Origin of the sequence: Mucilaginibacter sp. OK268, assembly GCF_900103125.1 — a bacterium.
Lineage (GTDB): Bacteria > Bacteroidota > Bacteroidia > Sphingobacteriales > Sphingobacteriaceae > Mucilaginibacter.
Genome location: NZ_FNJV01000006.1, coordinates 183,392 through 208,628, shown reverse-complemented (window position 1 = coordinate 208,628; position 25,237 = coordinate 183,392). Strand labels below are relative to the sequence as shown.

Genomic DNA, 25,237 nt, shown 5'->3' with positions numbered 1-25,237 from the left:
AATACCCCTTTTCATTAAAGATCGAATCAGACGGGTCGAAAAGATTCGTGAAGGCGATTTGCAAGAGGCAGCTTTGATCATCAAAAATCAAAATCATGAAAACATTCAAAAACATTTATCTGCTTTTAATTGCAGTGATCCTATCGGCCCCGGCCTATGCACAAAGCCCTAAACCACGGGTAAGCCCGGCGGAATCTGTAACCGGGAAAATAGGTGATGCTACCATCACTATTCATTACAGCAGCCCATCAGTAAAGGGCAGAAAGATCTGGGGCGGATTAGTTCCTTACGATACAGTTTGGCGTGCAGGCGCGAACGAAGCTACCACATTTGAAACTGACAAAAATATTAAAATAGCACATCAACAATTGCCCGCTGGCAAATATGGTTTTTTCCTGGTACCGAAAGAAAAAGGTAAATGGATAGCCGTTTTTAATAAGGTACCTAACCAATGGGGCGCCTTCAAATATGATAAAAGCAAAGATCAGCTTCGCGTTGATGTAAAAACATCCTCAACATCCTCTTTACCGGATGACCAAGAAATGCTTATCTATAGGATCACTCCAAAAGGGGTTTTATTAAACTGGGAAAAGCGATCCGTTTTCATTCCAATAAGATAAAGCCAAATTCCATACAGATGAAAGTGTTTAAGTTGAAATTAGTCATCACCATGCTCATGCTTTCGGGCCTGAGCAACAATCTATATGCCCAAAATAATGGAAAAATAACCGGTCGTGTAAAAGATACCCAAACTCATGAAGCCATCTCATTTGCCACCGTGGCTTTAATAAATCCCGCCACTAAAACTAATATTCAGACAACGCAAACAGACACCAGCGGCAATTTTACCATCGCCAATTTACCTTCCGGCACATTTGCACTCCGGTTAAGTTATCTCGGCTATAACGTTGTTGTTAAAGAGAATGTCAACGTCGGCTCGTCGGGTGGTGTTGTAAACCTGGGCGAAATCCAAATGAGTTCCTCCCCCAATAAAGTATTGAATGAGGTAACCGTTACGGCTAAGAAACCAACCCTGCAAAACAAGGATGGAAAAAAAGTTTTCGCTGTAAATCAGAGCCTGGTAAGCCAGGGTGGCACCGCTGCCGATCTGTTACAGAACGTACCCACACTTCAAATTGACGTAAATGGAAATGTGAGCTTACGCGGTTCAACCGGGGTAAAAGTTCTGGTCGACGGTAAACCATCACTTATTGCAGGCGGCGACGTTACACAAATTCTTCAATCCATCCCGGCTAGTTCTATTGAAAATGTGGAGGTGATTGCCAATCCATCGGCTAAATATGATGCCGAAGGGCAAGGCATTATTAATATCATTTTAAAAAAGAATAGTAAAATAGGTTTCAATGGTTCGGTAACCGCGGCCGCAGGTACCCGCAATAATTATAATGGCAGTGGAGCTTTAAGTTATCAAACAGGCAAGGTAAACGTTTATGGAAATTACAGCTTACGCGATGGAGATACCTATAGCAACGGGTTCCAGTATCTCACCTTTTTACAACCAACTGATGCAACCGTTTATTCCAATGAAACATTCCCTTCTACCACCCATAACAAGATACAGAATGTAAAAGCGGGTATCGATTATTCATTAGCCCCCAAAAGTATATTGAGTGTTTCCGGCAGTCTCAATCTACGCGATACCCATCGTGATGAGCTTTTAGAAATAAACAACCTGGATGCCAGCAGCCTACCCATATCATTAAGCCATCAAAACAATACCACTAATAGTAATGGAAAAAGTTATGAGCTGGATCTGGACTACAGCCAGCACTTTAAAAAACCAAAAGAGGAGCTAACTTTCAATTTTTCTTATTCTCATGGCACCTCCCGGAATTTTCAGGTTTATCAAAACCATTTAAATATGCCGAGCCAACGAGGGCTAACACCTCCAGATCCTGATCCATTAGAAAGCGATATATGGAACAATGGCAATAATTATAATATACAGGCCGATTACATACTGCCTACAGGTAAAACCGGGCAAATATCTGCCGGTTATCGTAGTCAGATCAGCCTGGGTAACAATAATCAATATGCCTATGACCTAAACAATGGGATCCCCTCTCCGTTCTATACTTACACCAACCTTTTCAGCAGCAATAAACAGATCCATGCCATTTATTTAAACTACCAGAACCAGATCAGGAACTTTAACTATGAAATCGGTTTAAGGGCCGAAGATTCTCACTTAAACGCAACCTATACAGGATACGATGCCAACAACTCATCATATAGCACACCTATCCGGGTCCCAAGCAAAGGTTTGTACCCCAGTGTGTTTTTGACGCAAAAATTTAAAGGCGATCAGCAACTGCAATTTAGCTTTACCAACCGGGTAACCCGGCCTACTCCAAGAGAGCTTAACCCATCTACAGATTTCTCTGATCCAACAAATTATGAAACAGGGAATCCGCATTTGATACCCGAGAGCATTAATTCGCTGGAACTGGGATATAATAAAAACTGGAAAAATATTTCATTTACATCAAGCCTTTATTATAGCCGTCTTAATAATGTCATTAAACACATTGAGAGCGCACCGGTTAATGGAGTTATCATCACAACGGCTCAAAATTTAAAACATTCTACTACCACTGGGCTGGAGCTGATAGGTCATTTTGATCTGATTAAAGCCTGGGATTTTACTGTTAACGCCAACATTTATGAACGGCAAAATGATGCAGCCCCTCAATTTGGGATAGCGGCAAACAGTGGTTTAAGCTGGAATGCCAACATCACCAATAATATAGCTATCGTAAAAAGCCTGGCTATACAAATCCGGGCAGATTACCGCGCTGCCGATTTTATTATCCAGGACAGGAACCGCCCCGCATTTGGCCTTGATGCCGGTGCTAAATACGATTTTCCGGGCAACCAGGTATCTTTAAGCTTTAATAGCGTTGATATTTTCAATACCCGTAAATGGGCGTTTTTAAGAAGCAGCGATGCATTGCTTTTGGACTTTCAGCGACTGACATTGGGTTCAAGAGCCACCTTAAGCTTTACTTATCATTTTGGTAAAAGCACAGGGGCTCACAAACAACCCAAGAAAAAAGAAGATAATCCGGATAAGCGGATTGACGATGCTTCTTAGATAGAAAAATTTTATGTTTTCAGTCAATACTAAAATTCTTCATTCGTTCTTTAGATCAGTTAGTAGAAATTAGGCATTAAGAAGAGAATGCCTAATTTAATGTAAGTTCGGGATAAGGAATGCAAACCTGATCCCGATGCCCGCTATGTTAAAATTGGGTTTACATGGTTTACACTTTTCATGGTTTACATTAATGCATATAATTGATAATCAATTAATTACTTTATTTTACATTAAAAAAAACGGTTTACAGTGTAAACCATAAATAATAGGGTTTACATTGATCCGCTTTATGCAATGTATTCAGGGTGTCTTTCTGCTTATCCTGGGCTCAAGTTAATTTATTGCCTTATACTGCTATTTGACGGGCAAAAAACCTTCAATTATTTAGCGGCAATTCTACATAGAAAAATGTGCCGTTGTTTTGTTTGCTTTCGAACCAGATATGGCCTCCATGTGCTTCCACGATCTGTTTGGAGATGGCCAGCCCCATACCAAAGGGCTGTTCTCCGGCTGTTCCGGGTCTTTTGGCTTCGGTGAACATGTCAAAAACTCTATCATGCATTTCTGCGGGTATGCCTATGCCATGATCTTCAATGGTTATCAATACGCTATCTTCCTTGCTGATCATCTGTACATTGACAATAGCGCCGCTGGGACTGAATTTAATGGCGTTGGCGATCAGGTTGCTGATCACACGCCACATTTTTTCCCGGTTAACGCTGATGGTGAGATGATCCGCTGTCAGCTGGATCTGTTGACCTTTTGCTTCGGCTTTAAAATATAAAAGTTCTACACAATAATGCAGCAGGGTAAACATATCAACCGGCTCCATTTTAAGCTCTTCGAGTCGAGTGTGAATCTGCAAAAGGTCATCAATCAGGTTCAGTGAATTCTTTCCGGAAGTTTTGATCAGCTCCAGCATGGTACGGTCATCACCGAGCCCGCGTTTGTTATCCAGCATCATCGTGGCTACCGTCATCATAGCGCCCACCGGGTTACGTAAGTCATGTGCTACCATTTTCATCATACGGGTATTTTCTTCCTGACTTTGCTCCAACGCGGTGAGCGTTTTTTGCATCTGCGTATTATATTCGCTGATCTTTTGATTCAGCTTGGTTAGCTCATTGACACTATTTCGATAACGCCTCAGGTTATACCACACCAATAGCAAAATAATAATCGTCATCACCGAAAAAACGATGATTGCAGCCAGGTAAGCAGTTTTTAACTCATCGTTTTTACTTAATAAAGTTAACCGGTATTGTTGTTCGATGTTCTTAAAGCCTTGATCTATATCAGCTATCTTTAAGCCTTTACTGACCTCATCAAGCGAGTCGCGCATGTTATCATATTGCTGAATATACTGGTACGCCAGTGCAACCTGATGGGTTTTATCATAATATTTCCATTTTAACTTTTTCCACTTTAAGCGGTTATCCGCATTGCTTTGGCTTTTTCCACGCCCGGCAAGCAGGTCGAGCTCAATTTGTTTTAATAAGGAATCGGCTGCTGTAAACCGGGAGAACTGAACATACAAGCCTGCCAGTTTGAGTTGCGCCGTTTGTGCGTCTTCTACAGCATAACCCTGTCGATTATTGATATGGATGCTTTCCTGTAAATATTTTTCTGCTTCGGTATAGTTATTCACCAAAGCATAAACACCGCCCAAATTACCATACACTACCGCCCGGGCCATCTCTGCAAACTGCTTTTTTTCCGGAAAACGCCCTGCATTGCGGTTAATAAAGGTTAGCGCGCGTTTATAATAATAAATGGCACTATCGGGCATATTAGCCCTTTCAAAACACAGTGCAATAGTATTGAGATGTGATTGCGGATAAATAAACAAATTACTAAAGCCCGCGCCAGCCTTGCAGTGGCTGTTTTCGGTAAAAGCTTGTTTAAAATACGGGATAGCCCTTAAATAGTTACCCTGTATATACCTAACCATTCCTAATTGATAAGTGAGCTGGCAATAGCTACAGCTATCCAGATTCTTTTCGCCAAAGATCTTACCATCATAGTAACATTTAAATGCTTCAGCATATCTTTTTTCAACTATCAAAACGTCTCCTTTGGCAAATACAGCACCTGCATATTCTGTTTTGTATTGTAGTTCTTTACCTTTCAATATCAACAACATGCTATCGGCATACAACCTTTCTTTTACAGGATTTTTGTCGTAGTATAAATAATAATTAGCCTTCTGATTATACTTTTTCCAGAGATCAGTAACCCCGGGGTTGGGGAAACCGCGGTATGCCGAATCGAGAGAAATAACAGAACGTTCCAGCTGCCCGCTATTGAGCAAAGTATTGGTTTTATCGATGATGGAGTCAGCAAGAGCAGGATGATTGATATTTTTTGTAGATACCTGTTTACAGGCAGATAAAAACAGAACGCATGTTAACAGGAGACCTAGACAGCTCCATTTTACTAATTTAGCAGGGTACAGGCATAAAGGCAAAGGCATAAGCTAAACATTTGATAGCATTTACAAAAGGTATACGGACAAGGCTTTAGTAAAGTTAAAATTTGTATTTATAAACAATCAAATTACTCAATTGCTTTTTGCCGGGAAAATTAAAATAGACTATTGCATAAGGGAAATGCCAATCTATAACTAATTTTTAAGAAAGCCACTCAAAAAAGCAGCTTTCCTGTTGTATTCTTTTATGTTGGATAAGATCAGATCATTCATATCCATTTTTTAAAACAAGCACTGCACCAGGTTTAAAATCCAGATCAACAAGGCCGTCTTTAATAGCTCCTATTTCGACATCCGTTTGGCTTTGGGCAAACCATGTTTTGAAAGGGAGTTTCAATTTAGTTTTCCCTCCTTTTTCTGACACAATTTTCACTTCATCAATTTGACCGCCTTCTTTTTTTACACTGACCAGGAAAGCTCCTTCGGCCCGCAAATTTTCAAATGAAAGATTTTTCCATGCGGCTGGTACAGCTGGTGTTATCTCCATAAAGCCGGCATAACTTTGTAACAGCATTTCCTGCAAACCCGAAGCAAACGCGAAGTTACCCTCCAATGTAAATGGGCGATATTGAAATTTAGAATAACCTGACTTGGTTTGATCGCCGTTTAAGTGGAAACTATTGATAGAGCAAAATGCTTTTGCAAAAATGGTCAGGTCCTTAGCCGCCCCTTGGCCATCTTTTGCCCTGGCCTTCATATTAGCCAGCCAGGAGTAGGAATAGCCACACCAATAAGCAGGGCCCACACTATCCAACAAATGGATGGAGTTTTTGATGACTGATTGCGTCTTTTCGCCGTCTTCCCACTTCAACAAGCCCAGAGGATAAATGCACAGCATGTTAGAAAAATGCCTGTGCGACTGGTTATAAGCCATGGAAGGCGCAAACATCAGCTCATTGGCAGGCGTTACCGCGAAATCATCAAACTGATCATATATCTTTTGCCAGTGCGCAGCTTCGGTTTTCTGATCCAGTTCCGTGGCCAGCTCTGCCGCGGCTTTAAAGCTAAATTTCATCAAAGCCAGATCGTAGTTGGTATTTTGATGGAACCAGGCTGTGATATCATTATCATTGATCTCCGGACTTGAGCTAATAGGTAATTTACGATGGCCTTTATTATCCAAAGCCGTAAGGCTTTCAATAAATGTGGCAGTTGCTTTTATCCATGGATAGGCCCGGGTGCGCAAAAAGTTTTTATCCATACTGTAGCGCCATTGCAAATAGTAATGCTGCCCCAGCCATGAAGATACCGTTGGTGAAAGCGAGTACTGTATCCAGCCTCCCATTTCTGTACCGTTCATGGTAGTAACACCCGGAACAGCTAATCCATTTTTACCAAAATACATTTTTGTATACCGCTCGTAATTAGCTTTGTTGGCATCCAGGTGGTTCAGGTAAGCTATACCTTCATCCAGATGATTGGCGCTATAACTGGGCCAATAACTTAACTGGGTATTCAAATCATGGTGAAAGTCGCCTTTCCAGGGTGGCAGGCGACCATTATCAGCTGTCCATACCGCCTGTAGCGAAATCGGCGGAGCTCCTACTCTTGATGCCGAGCCAAATTTGTATTGCTCCAGGTACCATTGTTTCTCCAACAACGCGTCTGGTATATGAATGGCAGATTTACTCCAGAAATTATCCCACCAGTTTTCATGCGAGTCGAAATCAGTCTGAAGGCCCCGTTTTAAGGCGTTCGCGGATACTATAGCAGCTGCGGGGTTGATTTTTTTAGCAGGATATTGTGAGGAGATAGTCCACACGCCTTCTATAGCGTTTGCATTTACCTTATGCCAGCTTACATTGATCTGGTAAGTAAAACCGCCCCAGCCCTTTTGTTTGTAGGTAATGCTATTGCCTTGCTGACTGATTGTTCCGGCAGGATAACCCAGCCGTGACAGGTCATCCCCACCAACTGGATCGCCTGATACTTTTACTTCTCCCTGGTATTTTGGGGCGATCAGCTTGGGTTCAAAACCTGTTTTGATATTTTCAAACCTGAACCAACCTACCGGCGCTGTGGCATGTACAAAGGTTTTCAATACCACTCCATTTGCCCATTTAACGGTGCATAATGCGTTGGGCAGATGCAAATTGACAGATTTTACTTTACCCCAGTCTTTGGTATCAAACTCTAAAGCCCCACCAGGGATCTTGGAGGGAGCCGGTTCATGATCATAAGGTTCGTCCAGATACTTTTGTACCGGTGCATAATCTTTTTTATTGACCTGGTTAATTACCCACTGATAGCTAAATTCTTTACGATGAAGCCCTTTCATGGGGCGCAGATCCCAAAGATCGGCCCTGTCTAAGGAGAAGCGTAAATGATCGCCCTTCTGCCATACCAACGCTCCTAACATACCGTTACCCAAGGGAATGGCTTCATCCCAATGCCTGGCCAGGGTATCAAATTTTAAGTCGTGGTTTGTTTCATTTTGTGCCGATACGCCGTTATAAAATAAAAGACCAGCGATGATCAGGATTACTTTTTTCATAATTGGTATAGTTCCAGGATATTAAGAATTGGTTAAAACCATTCTTTGGCAATTTATGGTTTTGATTCTACGATGTTACTAATATCCATCAACAGACACAAATCATTCATAAAATACTTATCGTCCAACTTAACTCTCCCCGAATCATTATCTTTGAAATATGGGTATCATTAACTACGCTACTTTTATTGTCGCCTCCTTTCTGTTTATTATTTCGCCGGGGATAGACACGGTATTTATTCTGAACAAATCCATTGCACAGGGGCGAAAATCAGGCATATATGCTACGCTGGGTATCACCACCGGTGTATTAGTACATACTACATTGGCAGCGTTTGGCCTTTCGCTGATCCTGGCGCAATCGGCTATGGCTTTCAGCATTATCAAATATGCAGGGGCGGCCTATCTGATCGGCATGGGCATCACCAAATTATTCTCAAGTGGAAACATGATCAAGCAGGATGGGCAAACACCATTGGTTTCCATTCATAAAACTTATGTGTCCGCGGTTTTCACCAATGTGCTTAACCCTAAGGTGGCTATTTTCTTCCTGGCTTTTTTCCCGCAATTCATACAACCGGCATATATCCATAATGCCCGGCCGTTTATTTTCCTGGGGATAACCTACGCGGTTATGGGTTTGCTGTGGCTTTTGGTACTAACTTTTTTCGCGGGTTCATTTTCAGTCAAACTCAAAAACAGCCCGTTTATAGGCGCCTGGCTCAATAAATTTTCGGCTATAGCTTTTGTGCTGGTGGGTATTAAAATAGCTTTTACCAAAAGATAATTACATCACTATTAGCTTGGGTGGCCCCCTCATAAACAAAGCAAAATCATAGTTTACACTTTTTAATGCAAATACACACTTAAATAGCTATTAATCAATTAGTTAAATTTATTTTAATGAAAAAAGTGTAAACCCAATTTTCATCATACAGCATCGCGTTTATATACTCAATAATATGCCGTAACGAAAACGTTATCGTAAATAAATACCTGGAAATAAGCTTTTTATAAAAGCTAATAAATAAATTTGAGTTAACCACTAATTAACCTATACTTTATAAACCCAATTCTTTTAGCGACAAGCTCAGGGCAGTTTGTTGTTGTTATTGCTGCACATCCTATAAACCAATTTTATAACATAAACCAATTTAAAATGATGAGAAACCCTGCATTAACATCCGGCTGATCATACAGCTATTTACATCGACACAAAAAGCCACGCACTTCGGAGTGCTGAAGCTACACTTTTACCAAGGTGTTTATGATCGATGTACAGATCAGAGAATTAACTAACCAAAACCAATAAACCAAATTTCTTAAGCTATGAGAAAGAAAATCTCCTATTGGCTGGCTTTTGCCTGCCTGTTTACCCTGTGCGCTTTTTTGTGCCAGTGTAAAAAATCAACTGTTAAAAGCGGCACACCAGATGCCACACCACAAACCAGCCCGCGTGCGGTAACCACTTTTATCCATCCCGGCGTAATCAACACACAGGCTAATCTCGATCTGATCGCCTCACAGGTGAACAGTGGTGACGCCACCCGCACAGCCGCTTACCAAAAAGTGCTTGATTTTATCAGCAACAACGCCTTACCAACCCAATTTTATACCACGGTTTATGTTGGATCAAACGGGCATACCAGTCCGTCAAAAAGCCAGATCAGGAAGGATGCCGAGCTGGCTTACGCGCTGGCCCTCCGTTTTGCCAAAACAGCCGATGTTACCTATGCAAACCAATGTATCGCGATACTGAACGGCTGGTCATACACCTTCCAGAACTACGCCCCTATTGATGCCACTGACAACCCTAACCAACCCGCGTTAGAAGCCTCCTGGACTACACCCAGCTTTGTAGCAGCCGCCGAAATTATCAGGTATTACAAGCCCAATGGCGTATCGGCCAACTGGTCGACCACAGATATCAATAAGTTTAACGACTACCTGAACAATGTAAAAAACAACTACATCAACAACGTACCTGCCTATAACAACAACTGGAACGTATCTGCCGGTTACGCCAAAATGGCTATCGGGGTTTTCCTGAACAGCGCCAGCGTTTTCCAGGCAGGCGAAGACGCGGTCAACGCGGCAATGCCTCAAGTGATACAGAGCAACGGTACTATGCCTGAGCTTTGCGACCGCCAAGACTGTGTGCACTACCAGTATTCCCTAACCGGCCTAACCTATGCTGCCGAAATCGCAAACATGCAAGGTGATGGCTCACTTTACACCGCGCTTTCCAGCCGCATCAGCTCCGGTTATGATTTTGAGCGCAGCGCTTATAACCAAAGCACCGGTTGTAACTATTGTTCAACTTCGAGCCCTATTTTCCCGGGTGTTGAGGTGGCTTATCATCATTATGGTACGGCTAACATGTTGTCGTTACGTAACCAGCAGGACCCGCTGGGTGTGCCAAACGACAATACTTTTTTAGGCTTTACCTCTTATACCCACTTTAATGTGGGTGGCGGTACCACTACTCCTCCAACAGGTTCAAACCCGCCTATTGGTTCAGTGATATCCCTCAAGGGGTTTAACAATGCCTATGTAAGCGGCGAGAACGGTACTACAGCCATGACCTGTACCCGCACCACAGCCGGCGATACCGAGCATTTTACCGTAATTGATGCGGGTGGCGGTAAAATTTCCTTACGCAGCAAAGCCAAATTTGTATCCTCAGAAAATGGTACTATGGCCATTACCTGTAACCGCGCAACCGCGGGCGACTGGGAAAAGTTCGACTGGATAACCACACCCGATGGTAAAGTAACCCTGCGGGGTAATAATGGTTTATTTATCAGCAGCGAGAACGGCACCCAGGCCATGACCTGCACCCGGGCTACAGCTTCTGGCTGGGAATCATTTACAGTAGGGAATTAATAAATTTTATTACCGAATAGTATCACCCCTGGTTAATAAATCGGGGGTGATATTTTTAAGATTGATGTTCTGACTGCGACCTGCAAAACTTTTTAAAGCCTTATTTTAACACTTTTCTGCCCAAAAAATGAATGAAAATGGGTCGAAAATCATCGAAAACTTATTCAAAACATCTATTTTAACAAATTCCTGACGTGTTTTAATGCAGAATATTTTTCGCTTCGCTTAGATGCTACTCCTATTAGGCATTCGTCTGTGACTACGAGTGTTTGTAAGAGCGTATGTTGCTGATTAAAATCCCTTCTTGAGAGAGTAATAGCCCATGGTTAGACATTTTTAAAAAAAGGGTGTCATGCTGAGCGCCGTCGAAGCATAGTGGGCGGGCCTCTACGCTCGACCCTTCGACGGAGCTCAGTGTGACAGCCCTCTTTTGATCAGTATTTGTTCATTATGTCTAACCATGGCTATTACTCTTGAGAGGGCAACTATGTAGTAGTTGGGACAATAATCTTATCTTTGTAATGCACAGAGCAATAAGGGGGGCATCGACAATATTGTACGTTTAATTGTCAATGCTCAACGCTCCTGTGAAATTATTAAGCCACTCAAAAACACCATAAAAGTGAAACACCTGATCCTTATCGGATGCTTATTAGCATCATTCAATTGCTTTGCTCAAAAAGACTATTGCAAAGACATCAAAAAGAAAGTTGATCCATTTAAAAAATCAACGGAATACAAAAGTCCATCCTTAGGCAAAATAGATATGGTTTTAACCAAAACCTTAGTAGATGGATTTACATTGAATAAAATCATGGTTAGTTTTAACGCTGGATATAGTAATTATCGTAATAAAGATTTGTTCATATTATTAGATGACGGAGAGGTAATAAAATCAGATGAAGCCACAACCGATTGCCATATGTTAGACGCTCATACATTTTTTTATATAGGCATTATGGATTTATCAGAATCAGACATTGATAAACTTAAAAGCCATAAAGTAGTAAAAGTAAGAATTGGAATAGAAGAAAGAGACATAAATGAAAAGTCAGCGATTAAACTTCAAACTTACTTGCCATGTGTTTTTAGTGATGAAAATAAATAAAAATTAATAATTCATTTTCTATAATTTAAGGAGCTAAACCAATAGCCTCTTTTTTTATGCTTGAACTATCTCCTTTAAATAAATTAGACATTGTATTGGCATATATCATCAATAAAAATGATAATAAGATATTTTATTCAGATGTATTGTCCGAATTTAAACAATTTCCTAAAAAAGAATTAACCGAAGTTATTCTTAAACTTGAAAAAGATGGATTTGTATTAGTAAAAGAAACAACATATAATACACAACCAGTTGACTGTGTATATTCAACATTTGAGGGAAGATTGTTTTATAACAATGGTGGCTATAAAAAACAAATGGAAATTGATGAACTTAATTTCAAAACTTCACAAACCAGCGCTTCTCAAGCAAGTACTTACGCAAATCAAATTCTTTTTGCAACTCGCTTGGCGGCCTTTGTAGGGCTTTTAATTCTGCTATGGTATATTTTTGTATGGCTTTGTCCTCATCCGACTGATTGCTTTTGCTGAAAATAGATTTCAAAAGTAAAGTTTAATTGATTTTTTCATATTGTTCCACCTTGGATATAGTTGCCCTTGAGAAGGGCGCATGGGATTGGTAGTAGCAGGGGGGTGTTAATGAAGCGAAAGAACACACCCCTCCACCCCTCTCAAGAGGGGAATCACACAGCCTCCCGCTTTTTTGCTCTTTCCAATATCTCTGGGCTGTAACGAGTGCAAGACAGCAGCTATTCTTAATCCAAGCTAACCCTTTACTTCATTTGCATTACGGCAGCTATTGTTTCAATCCCTTCCCACAAAAAACTGATCTTAACATTTTCATTTTCGGCATGTTGGTTATTATCGTAGTTCACCAATGGCACAGTAATTACTTTAGCGCCCAGTTCTTTCTCAAAAATAAATAAGGGCAGGCTGCCGCCACCACTGGGTACAAGTACTACGGGATAATTAACGGTTGATTGTATGGCTTTAACTACTGATTGAGCTATGGGCAGATCCATTGGTGTACGCTGCGCATTATAACCGGCATCATGCGTAATTTTTATGATCTTATCATATTTGGCCCTTTCTTCGTCGGTAGGTTCCTTATCGGTAATAAAATAGCCCTGTGCTTTAATATGTTCTGTTACTTTAGCAATCTGGCGGTCCATATCATTACCCAGCACCAGGCGCAGATCAAGTACGGCTTCGGCTTTGGTGGGTATCACATTAGCGGCCTGGGCACCAACGTTACCGCTGGCCATACCGTTTATATTGAGGGTTGGCAACATAAAAGCTTCAACCAATGGGCGCGATCCGCCTTCGGGTTCGGCTATACCTAATTCTTTTTTTAGTCCGGGCTCAATGGGCGGCACTTTACTAAGGGCTTCTTTTTCGCTTTTGCTGAGGGGCAATACATCGTCATAAAAACCTTTAACATTTACATGGCCTTTATCATCTTTCATACCGGCAAGCAGTTGTGCCAGCATCAAACCGGGATTAGGAGCCCAGTTACCATAGTTGCCGCTATGCAAAGGGCGTTTAGGGCCATAAACGGTAAGCCATAAATTCACATCACCCCTTACACCAAACATGATTGATTTTTTACCGGATGCATGCCGTGGCCCATCACATATCACCCATAGATCAGAATTTAGTCTGCTTTTATACTTTCTGAATATTTCGGCCAGCCGGGGCGATCCCTTTTCTTCCTCTCCCTCAAAAAAGAACTTGATGTTGCAGCCCGGCTTTATTTTGCTTTTTATAAGCGCGTCATAAGCATTAATGATGCACATTACACCCGCTTTATCGTCTGCACTGGCACGCCCGCTTAACCGCCAGGTTGGGTCTATACTATCACCCTGTTTATAATTAACAATATGCCCGCCCTGTTCAACAGGAGCCGTAATAAAAACCGGCTCAAAAGGCTTTAAACCCGGTGCCCATTGCTTTGGATTTACAGGTTGCCCATCATAATGAGCATAAAAAATAATTGTTTTGGTGGCTCCCGGAACATTAACCTCACCAAAAACAACCGGATTGCTTTCGGCAGTGCTCCATAGCTCGGCTTTAACACCTCGCTTAATCAGCATATCTTTGATGTACGATGCGTTTAGGCGAATGTTTACAGAATCATTAGTTTCATCGGGTATGGCAACCAGTTTAAGGTATTCGCCGATGATCTCCTGTTCATTGGCTTTACGGAAATCGGTTATTTTTTGAAGGTTGTTTTGTGCCGATAGCGAATAGGCGCCAAGCAATAAAACGGAAGTGAGTAAGCACGAGGTCAGTTTCATAGATAGCCAGATATGGTTAATGTGTACAATATACTTAAATGCTTTTTATTTGCACAGTAACTACAAACCTCATTAAAATTGTAAATGCATCCCAACCTTTGTGTGTAGCAGGCGAGACTCGAACCCTACCTATATTATTGGATCCTTTTGGCTTCGGTCCGGTGACCATTCTCTAATACCACCACTTCGTTAACCTTTCCGGCGGCGTCTTTTACAAATTCTACATTTACGGGGGCTTCCCTGGGGAAAAATTTAGTTTGGCTTTCAGGATAAAGGATCAATTTTGATTGACCAGTCGGCTGGCCTTTCAACTTGCCCTCTTCGTACGTAATGGTTAATGTAACAGTAGGTGTTATGGCATATTTACCAACATAGATTTGCATCACAGCATCCGGTACGCTAACGATGGTTTTAACTACCGAACGGTATAAGCCTTTAAAACCGTAAACTTTGGCTACGCCGTTAACCAGCTCCGGTATAATATCGCCCCGGTCCGAATTAACCATTACCACTACACCGTTGCCACCCTCCAAACTACCATAATACTGGCTGCGGAAACCGGCATTAGAGCCCCCATGTCCAAAATACTTAGTCCCGTCCATATCCTCGGTAAATACACCTAAAGCGGCTGTTTTATCCAGGTAGGGTGTAAGACGGAGCTGAGTTGTGGCCTGGTTGAGCACCTTTGCCGACTTTCCTTCGTAAGCCAGTTGTGTTTCAATAATGTATTTGGCCAAATCGGTAGGTGTTGTCCATAAACCAGCGGCTCCCTGTTCCGGGTAAATATGATATTTACCGGGTATTTGTTTACCGTTGGCGTAGTACGCTGTGGCCAGCAAGGCTGGTTTAATACCTATAAGAGGTTGGCTGTAAGTACTGCTGGTCATACCCAAAGGTTGCAGTACTTCTTTTTTCATATAGTCAGCATAAGGTTCGTGGGTAATATCCATCACGATCATTTGCGAAATGGTGATGCCACCACCCGAGTATTCCGACTTTAACCCCGGCTCATACATAGAGCGGACGGCAGACGTATTTGCCGGCTTTTGTCCATCAAGTATTTGTACAATGGTTGGCAAGGGCTTGCCTTGCCGATAGCCCGGAAAGCCATGTATGCCTAAGCCCCCTGTATGGCTCAGTAAGTTAGCCACAGTAATCTTTTTACCTTTGCTCAAACTATCATAAGGAAATTTCCAGCTGGTTAAGTAGGTGTTGATATCGGTATACAGGTCAAGCTTTTTCGTCTGCATCAGCTTAAGTACCCCAACCCCATTTAATGATTTGCTGATAGATGCTGCCTGGAAAAGTGTTTGCGGTGTTACCGGAATTTTTAAACTGTCATCGGCCAGGCCATAACCTTTGGCCCAGGCAATATGGTAATTCTGGATCACCGCTATGCTCAGGCCGTTCACTTTATAAAAAGTCATGCGCTCCTGCAAGGTGCCCGGTTTTTCACCTGCTATTTGTAGGGAACCCACCAGGTTGGTTTCTACCTGCTGTATTTTGTCTTCTGTATCGCTTTGCGCAAAAGCCGATAGCTGCACCAAGAGCAGCAAAGGCAGAATGAGTAGTTGACGTAACGTCTTCATATTAGATTTATATTTCGAATTAAACAATTATACAAAATATAATTTTGAAATAAAAAATAAAACAGAATATAATATTAAATAAAAAGCAAAAGCAGCCTAAATGATATAAACTTTCTTATACCCTATTTCTAAGTAATAGCCCATGGTTAGACATAATGAACAAATACTGTTCAAAAAAAGGGCTGTCACCCTGAGCTACGTCGAAGGGTCGAGCGTAGAGACCCGCCCACTATGCTTCGACGGCGCTCAGCATGACAGCCCTTTTTTTTAATGTCTAACCATGGGCTATATTACTCTATTTTTTACTAAAGCTACCAGCCAATTCATTAAGCTTTGCCACACTAGTGGTTTGCGTACCGTTGCTGATCACGATGCGATAACGGAAGGTTACCGATTCCCCTTTTTTCAATGTCAGGTTCTTTTCTGATTTGCCGTTGGTAAATATCTTTTCACCAAGCGGGTTGGCCGCGAACAGTCCGTAACCACGGGCATGCCAGAAGGTTGGATAGTTAGGATTCTGCGGATGATCGATAATGGCTATGCTTACCGAGTCAGCACCCATTTTACCGTAAACTTTACACCATACGCCCCGCGTGCTCCAGGCGTCGTTACCGGTTTTGCCTGCACTCGTGAGGTAGGTTCCGTTGGCGATATTATCCTTCCCGCCTTTTACAACGGTTACATTGCCTTTGTCGTCGGTATATTTCTGATCTGCCGTATCGGGAATTTGCAATTCATGCGCAAAACGCAGGCCCAGCAGGCCATCCTTGGCATCTTTAAAAACAGCATCCATATCGGCTTTCAGGGTTGTGTACCTGTCGATAATGCGCTGGCTGGCATCCCCACTAAATTCAAAGCGGGTTGTTTCTTCCAGGATCACCTCCTTTTGCTGATTGGTCCAGTTGGCATGATAAGAAAGTATCCCTGTACTGCCGCTTTTGGTTTCCAATATCTTATCGGTACGGATCCAACCGTAAGCGTGCTTTTTACTTTGGGGGATAGCGTACGAATTGTTCCAGAAATCGAGCCCATTGAGGTTTTCAAAATTAAACCAGATACCGATGTGGTGCGGATGATCAACCGGGTCACCTGCACGTGGTGCCAGCGGAAAACCACGGGTTACCACCGTACCACCGGCGGTGTACAAAGGATACAACACGGGCTTTTCCAGCGTATCCGGAAAAAGAAAACTGGTGAAAGGCTTACCGCCGATTGAAATATCTATTTTATCCTTTGACGTTTTAACGATCTTTACTGGCTCTGCTTTTTGAGCCTGTGCTAATGAAGATACTGCTGCAAGCAGAATGATGCTTAAAGTTTTTATGGTTCTCATAGTATTTATAAGGTTAAATAAACGCGTCATTGCGAGGTACGAAGCAATGACGTATCGGAGATAAATTTCTTTCCCAAAAGTTTTAAAGCCCTCTCCTTTGGAGAGGGTTGGGTGAGGTTTTAATATTTAAACACCTTACCATTAGCCATTACTTCCTGCGTAGCCTCATCAAAAGTGGCTTTATAGCCGGTATGTACGGCTGCATTAGTCATGATATTGGCTATGGAATGACTGTAACCGGCGTCAACCGGGGCATGCGGTTCTTTACGGCTGCGTACACATTCCATCCAGTTACGCACATGGTTTGAGGTAAGCACATCGCCGCCGGTATTGGCAGATACTACCACTTTTTCGGTATTAGCCAGGTTGATCTCGGGCAATAGATTGGCCTGCATGTGCATGGCATCAGCCATCTTTTGGGTCAGGCCACCTTCTGGTGAAACCTTATTCGTGTTCAGATTCAGTTCGCCGCCGTTGGAGTAGTAGATCTCGGCCGGGTGCTCATCGCCATTGTGCATGCGCGAGCCAAAAGTTACCTGGAAGCCTGTTGACGGGTCATCCAGCGGACCGTAATCAAAGGCGGCCAAAATGGTATCCCAGTTTCGACGGCCATCTTTCCATACGTATATACCACCGTTAGCTACCACACTGCGCGGATGTTTCAATCCACTGAACCAGTGTACCGTGTCGATCTGGTGGCTCATCCACTGACCGGCCAAACCAGATGAATATGGCCAAAATAGGCGGTACTCCAAATATTTACGGGGATCAAAAGCCTCATATGGGCGGTTCATGATAAATCGTTTCCAATCGGTATCTTCTTCTTTGAGCAAACCCAGCAACTCTGGCCGACGCCAGCGGCCCGGCTGGTTCACGTTCCAGGTAAGTTCCACCATGGTGATAGGGCCAAACTTGCCCGAGCGTATAAAATCATTAGCCGCATGGTAATTGGCACCGCTGCGGCGTTGTGAGCCTATCTGTACAATCTTGCCCGATTCCTTTACCGCTTTGAGTGCGGCGCGGTTATCTTCCATGGTTTCGGCGAAAGGTTTTTCTACATAAGCATCGCAGCCTGCTTTTACCGCCTCAATGGTGTGGCGCGCGTGCTGAAAATCGGCCGTACTGATAAATACCGCGTCGACCGCTTTACTATCATACATTTCTTCGTTATTGCGATACGCCTTTACATCATGCTGCATCTTCTCTTTCCAGATGGCCGCCCCTTCCTCACGACGCCGTTTCCAGATATCAGATACGCCAACCACTTCAAAATTGAGTTCCTTGTAGTGGTTCATAAAGCTGGGGATATGTGAGCTGCGGTGCCTGTCTGAAAAGCCTACTACACCAACCCGCACGCGGTCGTTAGCACCGATGATGCGTTTATAACTTTGGGCGCTCCAGCTTTTCTGAGCAAGCATTACACCGGCACCCGCCAGCGCAGCCTGCCTGATAAAAGTACGGCGTGATTTTTCCATGAAGAATAGGTAAATTGGTTAAATATAGCAGGTCCGTTTAACCGGCCCAACCAAATATCGAAGAAATAGCCTGAAAAGCCAACAATAATATACGGAAACGATTGCGTAAACGGGTTGTTACAAAAAGCGACAGGAATTACATTTGCCAGCATAAGGAGAAACTTCAAGAGGCCCTCTTTTTCATCACAATAAGTTAACATAGATCTGGTATTTTTGGAAGCATAAATTAAAATCCAGACCGATCACAAAACCATCATGAAAAAAGGACACCTGCTGATTCTGCTCTTCTCAATTTTTTCAACCATTTCCTGTAGCAAAAAAAACGACACAAAACCCGGGGACACTAACGTCGTAAACATTAACGGCACCAACTATGCTACTGTAAAAATTGGCACCCAAACCTGGACCGCTGTCAATTATAATGGCCCCGGAGGTGAAAATTATAATAGGAGCCTTGATAACGATCCTGTTACCGGAAAGTTTTATAGCTTGACTCAAGCTATGGCCATCACTTTACCGGCGGGGTGGCGCTTACCAACCCGGGAAGACGCCGATAAATTACTGCTGTTTTTAGGAGCTACTAAAGACATCAATAATAATGTGCAAGGCGACGCCGCTGTTTCAACAAAACTTAGATCAAAATCTGGCTGGAGTTTAACACAAGGTACAAATGATAGCGGCTTTAATGCTTACCCTGTGGGTCTGGCCTATAATGCTTATGAGGGAACGGGAACGGATACCACTTTTTGGACAGCTTCGGTAGGACCGTTTTCCTTTGTTCAGTATACTTTGCGGATAACGAATGACAGAGGCGCTTCATTAAACTTTGTAACTGTAGAGTATAGGAACTATATTAATTCATGCAGATTTTCTGTACGTTTTGTTAAAGACAATTAATCAGATTGTAATAACATAGCAACGAAACTCTTCATCGATCTCAAAACAAAAAAGCGGCTGTCATTTTCATGACCGCCGCTTTTTAAATAATTACTTATTCTTCTTATTTCTGTGGTGCTAATGGCTGTGGCGCTGGCGCTTTGCCTATCAGGTCCATAAACTGATCGAGTTTTGGTGTAATGATAATTTGTGTACGCCTGTTTTGCGCTTTCCCGGTTGGAGAGCTGTTATCAGCAATCGGGTTGTATTCACCACGACCGCCAGCTGTTAGGCGTTTAGGATCAACCTGGTAATTGTTTTGCAGGGCCTGCACTACTGACGATGCACGCAATGCGCTCAGGTCCCAGTTGTTACGGATGTTTTTCTGTGAGATAGGCACGTTATCGGTGTTACCTTCTATCAGCACATCATAATTGCTGTAATCGGTAATGATCTTGGCAATTTTGCTCAGGGTTGCACCTGCTTTATCAGAGATTTCATAGCTGCCAGATTTGTACAGCATGTTATCAGAAAGCGAAATGTAAACCACGCCTTTCAATACCTTCACATCAACATCCTGTGTTTCCTGAGGACTTAATGAACGGGTAAGGTTGTTGGTTAACACCATATTAAGCGAATCGCTTTTGCTTTTGGCATTTATCAGTTGCTGGATATAACGGTTTGAGCTGTTGATCTCATCAACCAGTTTAGAAATATTTACGCTGCCCTGGTTGCTGGAATTTAAACATTTATCCAACGCGTCCTGTAATGCTTTTACGTTTGACCGTTCAGACTTTAACTGATCCTCCAGGCTGCTTACCCGGCCATTGGCTACTGCCAGTGCCTGCTCGCTGGTTTGGTACTTAACGCTCAGATCGCGGGTACTGTTCTGGAGCTGGGTATAGTTGGCATCCAGCTCTTTATATTTCTTTGTGCTTACGCAACTTTGACTTAGCACTGCTACTGCAAGCAGGGCTAAAATGGATATTCGATATCTCATGTTTTTGATTTTTTTTATGCTTAAATATAGTACAATAAAGAACAACTACTCAGTCGCCATAAAGTTTTGTTTACACATAAATGACGACAGCTTCTTAACGCTGATTTATGTTGGAAAGTACATGCCCTGATATACGCCCCCAAACTTATTTCCTATCTTGGCAGCACACTTATCCATCTAAAAAATGAGAACATTCTGCTACATCCTGAACAAAAAAATCAAATTAACCGCTATGATCTGCCTGCTTGCTGTAACCGGCGTTTTTGCTCAAAGCAATCCTGCCATGAAATGGTTTAACCAACCCTCCAAATGGGCGGGTGATGCTGCCAGCTTAACCTTTACTGTTGATCCAAGCACCGATTACTGGCAGGTTACGCATTATGGGTTTAAGCGCGATAACGGTCCGTTTTACTACCAGGAAATGGCCGGTAACTTTGAGGCCAGCGTAAAAATTACCGGCAGCTATCATGAACTGTTTCACCAGGCGGGTCTAATGGTGCGTATCGACGAAAAAAACTGGATTAAAACCGGTATTGAATATGTGGAGGGTGTACAAAACGTGAGCGCTGTAGTTACCCGTGAAGTGTCTGACTGGTCGGTAGTACCGCGTCATGACAGTCCTAAATCGGTATGGTTAAAACTATTGCGCAAGGGCGATTATGTAGAGATCAAATACTCTTTTGACGGGCAGAAATATGATATGCTTCGCCTGGCTTATTTCCCGCCCGATAAAAAGGTAAAAATTGGTATGGTAGCCGCAGCTCCGGGTAAACTGAGCTTCCCGGTAACTTTTGAGAATTTTAAGGTTGAAGCTGTAAAATAAAGCTTCCTTTTTATAAGGAAAAGCCCCTTAACCATAAAGTTAAGGGGCTTTTGTAAAGTATTGTTGGAGTAATTAAAACTTATATGTTAACCCAGCTCCGAAGATCTGTTTAACCTGTAGGGCTATCTTGGAAGTCCCATCTCCATTAGGTATCCGGGTTTTACCGTCATAAATCAATTGCGCGCCGGCATTAACCGTTACAAACTTATTTACTTTCATAAACAGGTTAGCGGTATAGTCAGTATAGATATCGCCTGGTTTGTGCAGGTAATCTGAGTATAGTTTCAGGATATTTTCCAGGCTGATATTCTGTACCAGGTTAACCTTGTAATAGGCATCCAACGAGGCTCCAAACTGGAACAGACTTTTATGATCAGGTGTAACGCCAAATGCACCTACATGCGACAATGAATCATTCTGAACGATAATGATACGTGCCGCGGCTGGCGAAATATTGATCCTGAAATTATCAGAACGTTTGTAGGCAAAACCCGGACCGAAGGTCAAATAAGCCGGTGCCAGGAAATTTGATATCAATGTTTTTGGCGTGGTATTATAATCATAGCCTTTGGTAAACTGGCTCTGGAAGTTCATATAAAATGTATATAGCCAGTATTTTGATGCCTGGCGACCCAATAAACTGTTCAGGATTATACGATCGTCGTTTTTGCGCCAGCCTGCATCCTGTTGTTTACTTAATCCATACCCCAGGATCACTTTATTGTCCCAGCTCCATACGTCTTTTTTGTAGTTAAAATCATAATTAAAGATCAGGTTACCGGCAAAGGCATTTACACCACCTGCCGACCAGTTTTTGTACGAGCTTTGGCTGATCAAAAAAGTGTTTTCACCGTGTATCTTCCATCTTTTGGCGGTGTCGGGAGTTGTTGCAGGGGTTTGAGCATAACTGATAGCAGCCATGCATAGTGCGGCTAATAATAGGGAAAGCTTTTTCATAGAAGGTAAAATGTTTAATGGTTTAAAAAATTATATCTGCCATTCATCCTACCCGCCATAATGAGGTTTCCCCCAATAATTATCCGTTCTTTTTGGATGCGATATTTTTATCAGCAGCCTGACAGATGTATGACAAATATCGCATTTATTATTTATTATTACTTTATAATTAATATAACCTTTAATTTCCAGGCCATATTAAAACAATAAGAGCCGGCTTAAAAACCGGCTCTTATTGTTTATCAGCGTATTATACAAATGATTAAAATTATAACTCAACCACCACTTTACCCCTGCTTTTGCCGCCATCAACTTTATCCTGCGCTTTAGGGATATCCTCAAAACTGTAAACTTCAGAAACATATGATTTTAACTCCCCATCGGCCATGAGTTTCGCGATCTGTTTCATATCGTTACCGTTTGATTCCACAGCTATACGGTAGGTAAGCAGCTCTTTAGCTTTGGCCTTTTCGGCAATTTCACCCTCAAAAAAGGCAAGCAGGCTTACTAAACGTCCGCCCCGTTTCACCGCGTTAATTGAGCGCAGGATGTGATCGCCATAAATAGAATCAAGCACGATATCGGCATCCTGCACCTTTTCTTCAAACTTTTCCAGGGTATAGTCAATAAATTCATCGGCGCCCTGGCTCAGTATAAAATCTTTACTTGCTGCCGAACCTGTACCTATTACATAAGCCCCAAAATGTTTTGCTATTTGAATAGCATAATGCCCAACACCGCCTGCGGCCGCGTGGATCAGCACCTTATCGCCTGGTTGTACCTTGGCATAAGTAACCAAACCCTGCCATGCTGTTAAAGCAGCCAGGGTAGCCGCAGCGGCATCGTTAAATGATGTATTGGCAGGTTTTTTAGCCAGATGCCCGGCCGGGGCTGCCACATATTCGGCATAACCTTTAGCATGACCCGGAAATTTAACCATACCAAATACTTCGTCGCCATTTTTAAAATCGGTCACCTCGCTGCCGGTTTCTACAACTGTGCCAGCAACATCCCAACCCAGTATCATTTCTTCACCGGGTAGCGGCATCAGTTTCTTTTTTGTGTAAACTTCATTTGTCCGTGCAAAACCGTCAACCGGGTTAATACTAATGGCTTTTGTTGCAATCAGCACCTCATTTGGCGCAATTAGAGGTTTGCTTATCTCTTTTAAAATGAGTTTATCGGTACCACCGTTTTCACTTAATATTATAGCTTTCATATCTTTACTTTTTGTATACCCCAAAGATCGGGTTAGGCAAGGCCCCAATTCCTGTACATTTTTGGGATAAAAAAGTAGTATTTAAGGATATGCAGACCCAACACCTATTTGACCCTTTCGAAATCAGGCTTCTTCGGTCGGATGAGTGCCCGATGCGCACCCATAAGCATACCTTTTTTGAACTGGTATACATTATGGAGGGTGAGGGTATGCATAATATTAATGGTAACGATTTCCGGTACAAACCCGGCAACCTTTACATGCTGGGCCCGTTCATGACGCATCATTTTACGGTAGAAAAGACCACCTCTTTTGTATTTATTTGCTTTAATAATATTTACCTGAAGGGTATAACCGCCGGCAATGAAGAACAGCATAGCGCAGAAAACTGGATGCAGAAACTGGAATATATTTTCCAAAGCAAACAGGATCAGGGTGAAATCATCAGGAATGAACGCGACCAACCGCTGGTAGACGCCATTATAGCCGGAATTGTAGCCGAATATGAGCAAGGCCCGAACATGCAAAAGGAGCTGGTACAGCAACTGATCAATACGCTGGTCACGATAGTAACCCGCAACATCACCATCAGATGCGACGCGAAAACAGGAGGTGATACCATTGCCTTGCAAATCATCAACCATGTACACCTGAATATTTATGATGCCGAAAAGTTAAAGGCCGAAAATATTGCCGAAAAGTTTAAGATCTCCACCAACTATATCAGCGAGTATTTTAAAAAACAAACCGGCGAAAACCTGCAGCAATTCATCATTAATTACAAACTGTCGCTGGCCGAAACCAGGCTGCGTCATAGTAATATGCGGCTGAATGAAATTGCCTTTGAGCTTGGTTTTACCGATGAAAGCCATCTCACCAAAACATTTAAAAAATACAAGGGTGAGTCGCCGGCACAATTCCGGAAAAACATACGGGGAAATGATCAACCCATAAAATTTAAAGTAGCTTAAAACAGTATTAAAAGCAGCCACACTGCAGGCTGGTACCGAGTTAAAAAATGCCTTTGCCAAATAAGTTAAAATACTATTAATAAAAATCCCGACTGTAATATAGCCGGGATTTTTTAGTTTATATATTTGCCGCATTGCCCTATTAAAATACATACTTATGGAATATTCTAAAAATTACGTTGCGAAGGAAGAACACATCGATGTTCAGGAAATTATGGATGGCCTGTATTACCCTTTTTATATGGAGTACTGCCGACATGATTACATCCGCGAAATATTGGGCTTTGATTTCGAGATCGAGGCTAAAAACGGTGTATACATGGTGTTATCAAATTATAGCATCAGCTTTTTAAGATCGCTGAAAAAAGGAGATGACTTTACGGTAACCTGCGAGCTTTTTGCAGATAAAGGCGGAGCTCCCAAGCTGCACTTTAAACAATCCATCATCCTGAATAATAAGGTGATGACCAAGGCTGTTTTTACCGGCACCTGCGTACCTGCTACCGGTGGCAGGCCTTATTTACCGGCATCGGTATTGGAAAAAATAAAAGACGCGCCGGTTTTGGAAGCTTAGCCTAGAATTGATTAAGAAAAGACCTTTAGCCTGCATGGTTAAAGGTCTTTTTTATGAGATAGAGTA

Annotated in this window: 20 protein-coding genes; 10 read left to right on the top strand and 10 right to left on the bottom strand. The window is 42.4% G+C overall.

Annotated features, from left to right (window positions below; all coding sequences use genetic code 11):
* Positions 1–95 precede the first annotated feature (95 nt).
* Positions 96–620: a DUF2911 domain-containing protein gene (locus tag BLR84_RS19305; RefSeq protein WP_090471383.1), complete on the top strand. Its 525-nt coding sequence runs from the start codon at positions 96–98 to the stop codon at positions 618–620.
* A 17-nt stretch (positions 621–637) separates the two neighbouring features.
* Entirely contained in the window at positions 638–3,115 is a 2,478-nt protein-coding gene (locus tag BLR84_RS19300) for a TonB-dependent receptor (RefSeq protein WP_090471381.1), read from the top strand.
* Positions 3,116–3,494: 379 nt separating this feature from the next.
* On the opposite strand, the gene BLR84_RS19295 is transcribed toward BLR84_RS19300, so the two are convergent.
* Both BLR84_RS19295 and BLR84_RS19290 read right to left on the bottom strand, forming a co-directional pair.
* The gene (locus BLR84_RS19295; RefSeq protein WP_090471379.1) at positions 3,495–5,591 is read right to left on the bottom strand and encodes a tetratricopeptide repeat-containing sensor histidine kinase; all 2,097 of its coding nucleotides are present in this window, start codon (positions 5,589–5,591) and stop codon (positions 3,495–3,497) included.
* A gap of 220 nt (positions 5,592–5,811) precedes the next feature.
* Positions 5,812–8,100 (bottom strand): glycosyl hydrolase family 95 catalytic domain-containing protein, encoded by a 2,289-nt coding sequence (locus BLR84_RS19290; protein WP_090471377.1) that lies wholly within the window; start codon positions 8,098–8,100, stop codon positions 5,812–5,814.
* Between the two features lie 160 nt (positions 8,101–8,260).
* Between BLR84_RS19290 and BLR84_RS19285 the strand changes: the two genes are divergently transcribed.
* The 4 genes from BLR84_RS19285 to BLR84_RS19270 all read left to right on the top strand — a co-directional run bounded on the left by BLR84_RS19285 (position 8,261) and on the right by BLR84_RS19270 (position 12,588).
* Positions 8,261–8,887 (top strand): LysE family translocator, encoded by a 627-nt coding sequence (locus BLR84_RS19285; RefSeq protein WP_090471375.1) that lies wholly within the window; start codon positions 8,261–8,263, stop codon positions 8,885–8,887.
* A gap of 542 nt (positions 8,888–9,429) precedes the next feature.
* Positions 9,430–10,986 carry an alginate lyase family protein gene (locus BLR84_RS19280; protein WP_218128393.1) on the top strand — a complete coding sequence of 519 codons (1,557 nt, stop codon included), beginning with the start codon at positions 9,430–9,432 and terminating at the stop codon, positions 10,984–10,986.
* Between the two features lie 622 nt (positions 10,987–11,608).
* Positions 11,609–12,094 carry a hypothetical protein gene (locus BLR84_RS19275; RefSeq protein WP_090471374.1) on the top strand — a complete coding sequence of 162 codons (486 nt, stop codon included), beginning with the start codon at positions 11,609–11,611 and terminating at the stop codon, positions 12,092–12,094.
* A gap of 56 nt (positions 12,095–12,150) precedes the next feature.
* On the top strand, positions 12,151–12,588 hold the full coding sequence (locus BLR84_RS19270) for a hypothetical protein (protein ID WP_090471372.1): 438 nt from the start codon (positions 12,151–12,153) through the stop codon (positions 12,586–12,588).
* Positions 12,589–12,830: 242 nt separating this feature from the next.
* Here the strand turns inward: BLR84_RS19270 and BLR84_RS19265 are convergent, their stop codons facing one another.
* The 5 genes from BLR84_RS19265 to BLR84_RS29755 form a co-directional block, all read right to left on the bottom strand.
* A complete protein-coding gene (locus BLR84_RS19265) occupies positions 12,831–14,354 on the bottom strand; it encodes a M20/M25/M40 family metallo-hydrolase (protein WP_090471370.1) in 1,524 nt (507 codons plus the stop codon).
* Between the two features lie 134 nt (positions 14,355–14,488).
* Complete coding sequence (locus BLR84_RS19260; RefSeq protein WP_090471369.1) at positions 14,489–15,943, bottom strand: serine hydrolase; 1,455 nt, start codon at positions 15,941–15,943, stop codon at positions 14,489–14,491.
* A gap of 295 nt (positions 15,944–16,238) precedes the next feature.
* On the bottom strand, positions 16,239–17,276 hold the full coding sequence (locus BLR84_RS19255) for a DUF6807 domain-containing protein (protein WP_090471736.1): 1,038 nt from the start codon (positions 17,274–17,276) through the stop codon (positions 16,239–16,241).
* 119 nt (positions 17,277–17,395) lie between these two features.
* The gene (locus BLR84_RS19250; RefSeq protein ID WP_090471367.1) at positions 17,396–18,751 is read right to left on the bottom strand and encodes a Gfo/Idh/MocA family protein; all 1,356 of its coding nucleotides are present in this window, start codon (positions 18,749–18,751) and stop codon (positions 17,396–17,398) included.
* The gene (locus BLR84_RS29755) at positions 18,694–18,951 is read right to left on the bottom strand and encodes a hypothetical protein (RefSeq protein WP_143013951.1); all 258 of its coding nucleotides are present in this window, start codon (positions 18,949–18,951) and stop codon (positions 18,694–18,696) included. The genes BLR84_RS19250 and BLR84_RS29755 overlap by 58 nt, the downstream gene beginning before the upstream one ends.
* Before the next feature lie 55 nt (positions 18,952–19,006).
* On the opposite strand from BLR84_RS29755, the gene BLR84_RS19245 reads away from it, so the two are divergent.
* On the top strand, positions 19,007–19,648 hold the full coding sequence (locus BLR84_RS19245; RefSeq protein ID WP_090471364.1) for an FISUMP domain-containing protein: 642 nt from the start codon (positions 19,007–19,009) through the stop codon (positions 19,646–19,648).
* A gap of 103 nt (positions 19,649–19,751) precedes the next feature.
* Here the strand turns inward: BLR84_RS19245 and BLR84_RS19240 are convergent, their stop codons facing one another.
* Positions 19,752–20,627 (bottom strand): OmpA/MotB family protein, encoded by an 876-nt coding sequence (locus BLR84_RS19240; protein WP_090471362.1) that lies wholly within the window; start codon positions 20,625–20,627, stop codon positions 19,752–19,754.
* 184 nt (positions 20,628–20,811) lie between these two features.
* Between BLR84_RS19240 and BLR84_RS19235 the strand changes: the two genes are divergently transcribed.
* A complete protein-coding gene (locus BLR84_RS19235; RefSeq protein WP_218128392.1) occupies positions 20,812–21,450 on the top strand; it encodes a DUF1349 domain-containing protein in 639 nt (212 codons plus the stop codon).
* Between the two features lie 72 nt (positions 21,451–21,522).
* Here the strand turns inward: BLR84_RS19235 and BLR84_RS19230 are convergent, their stop codons facing one another.
* A complete protein-coding gene (locus BLR84_RS19230) occupies positions 21,523–22,407 on the bottom strand; it encodes a DUF3078 domain-containing protein (RefSeq protein ID WP_090471359.1) in 885 nt (294 codons plus the stop codon).
* A 268-nt stretch (positions 22,408–22,675) separates the two neighbouring features.
* The gene (locus BLR84_RS19225; protein ID WP_090471358.1) at positions 22,676–23,626 is read right to left on the bottom strand and encodes an NADP-dependent oxidoreductase; all 951 of its coding nucleotides are present in this window, start codon (positions 23,624–23,626) and stop codon (positions 22,676–22,678) included.
* An 89-nt stretch (positions 23,627–23,715) separates the two neighbouring features.
* Here BLR84_RS19225 and BLR84_RS19220 point away from each other — a divergent pair, with 89 nt between their 5' ends.
* Together BLR84_RS19220 and BLR84_RS19215 are read left to right on the top strand one after the other, a co-directional pair.
* Complete coding sequence (locus tag BLR84_RS19220; protein WP_090471732.1) at positions 23,716–24,597, top strand: AraC family transcriptional regulator; 882 nt, start codon at positions 23,716–23,718, stop codon at positions 24,595–24,597.
* A 157-nt stretch (positions 24,598–24,754) separates the two neighbouring features.
* On the top strand, positions 24,755–25,171 hold the full coding sequence (locus tag BLR84_RS19215) for an acyl-CoA thioesterase (protein WP_090471356.1): 417 nt from the start codon (positions 24,755–24,757) through the stop codon (positions 25,169–25,171).
* The last annotated feature ends 66 nt before the right edge of the window (positions 25,172–25,237 follow it).

What these genes read in the sequence shown, in the direction of transcription:
- BLR84_RS19220 (WP_090471732.1), top strand. Translation starts at nt 23,716, where the DNA reads ATGCAGACCCAACACCTATTTGACCCTTTCGAAATCAGGCTTCTTCGG.
- BLR84_RS19240 (WP_090471362.1), bottom strand. Translation starts at nt 20,627, where the DNA reads ATGAGATATCGAATATCCATTTTAGCCCTGCTTGCAGTAGCAGTGCTA.
- BLR84_RS19230 (WP_090471359.1), bottom strand. Translation starts at nt 22,407, where the DNA reads ATGAAAAAGCTTTCCCTATTATTAGCCGCACTATGCATGGCTGCTATC.
- BLR84_RS29755 (WP_143013951.1), bottom strand. Translation starts at nt 18,951, where the DNA reads ATGTTAACTTATTGTGATGAAAAAGAGGGCCTCTTGAAGTTTCTCCTT.
- BLR84_RS19265 (WP_090471370.1), bottom strand. Translation starts at nt 14,354, where the DNA reads ATGAAACTGACCTCGTGCTTACTCACTTCCGTTTTATTGCTTGGCGCC.
- BLR84_RS19305 (WP_090471383.1), top strand. Translation starts at nt 96, where the DNA reads ATGAAAACATTCAAAAACATTTATCTGCTTTTAATTGCAGTGATCCTA.
- BLR84_RS19300 (WP_090471381.1), top strand. Translation starts at nt 638, where the DNA reads ATGAAAGTGTTTAAGTTGAAATTAGTCATCACCATGCTCATGCTTTCG.
- BLR84_RS19245 (WP_090471364.1), top strand. Translation starts at nt 19,007, where the DNA reads ATGAAAAAAGGACACCTGCTGATTCTGCTCTTCTCAATTTTTTCAACC.
- BLR84_RS19285 (WP_090471375.1), top strand. Translation starts at nt 8,261, where the DNA reads ATGGGTATCATTAACTACGCTACTTTTATTGTCGCCTCCTTTCTGTTT.
- BLR84_RS19260 (WP_090471369.1), bottom strand. Translation starts at nt 15,943, where the DNA reads ATGAAGACGTTACGTCAACTACTCATTCTGCCTTTGCTGCTCTTGGTG.
- BLR84_RS19270 (WP_090471372.1), top strand. Translation starts at nt 12,151, where the DNA reads ATGCTTGAACTATCTCCTTTAAATAAATTAGACATTGTATTGGCATAT.
- BLR84_RS19290 (WP_090471377.1), bottom strand. Translation starts at nt 8,100, where the DNA reads ATGAAAAAAGTAATCCTGATCATCGCTGGTCTTTTATTTTATAACGGC.
- BLR84_RS19295 (WP_090471379.1), bottom strand. Translation starts at nt 5,591, where the DNA reads ATGCCTTTGCCTTTATGCCTGTACCCTGCTAAATTAGTAAAATGGAGC.
- BLR84_RS19255 (WP_090471736.1), bottom strand. Translation starts at nt 17,276, where the DNA reads ATGAGAACCATAAAAACTTTAAGCATCATTCTGCTTGCAGCAGTATCT.
- BLR84_RS19215 (WP_090471356.1), top strand. Translation starts at nt 24,755, where the DNA reads ATGGAATATTCTAAAAATTACGTTGCGAAGGAAGAACACATCGATGTT.
- BLR84_RS19235 (WP_218128392.1), top strand. Translation starts at nt 20,812, where the DNA reads ATGAGAACATTCTGCTACATCCTGAACAAAAAAATCAAATTAACCGCT.
- BLR84_RS19225 (WP_090471358.1), bottom strand. Translation starts at nt 23,626, where the DNA reads ATGAAAGCTATAATATTAAGTGAAAACGGTGGTACCGATAAACTCATT.
- BLR84_RS19280 (WP_218128393.1), top strand. Translation starts at nt 9,430, where the DNA reads ATGAGAAAGAAAATCTCCTATTGGCTGGCTTTTGCCTGCCTGTTTACC.
- BLR84_RS19250 (WP_090471367.1), bottom strand. Translation starts at nt 18,751, where the DNA reads ATGGAAAAATCACGCCGTACTTTTATCAGGCAGGCTGCGCTGGCGGGT.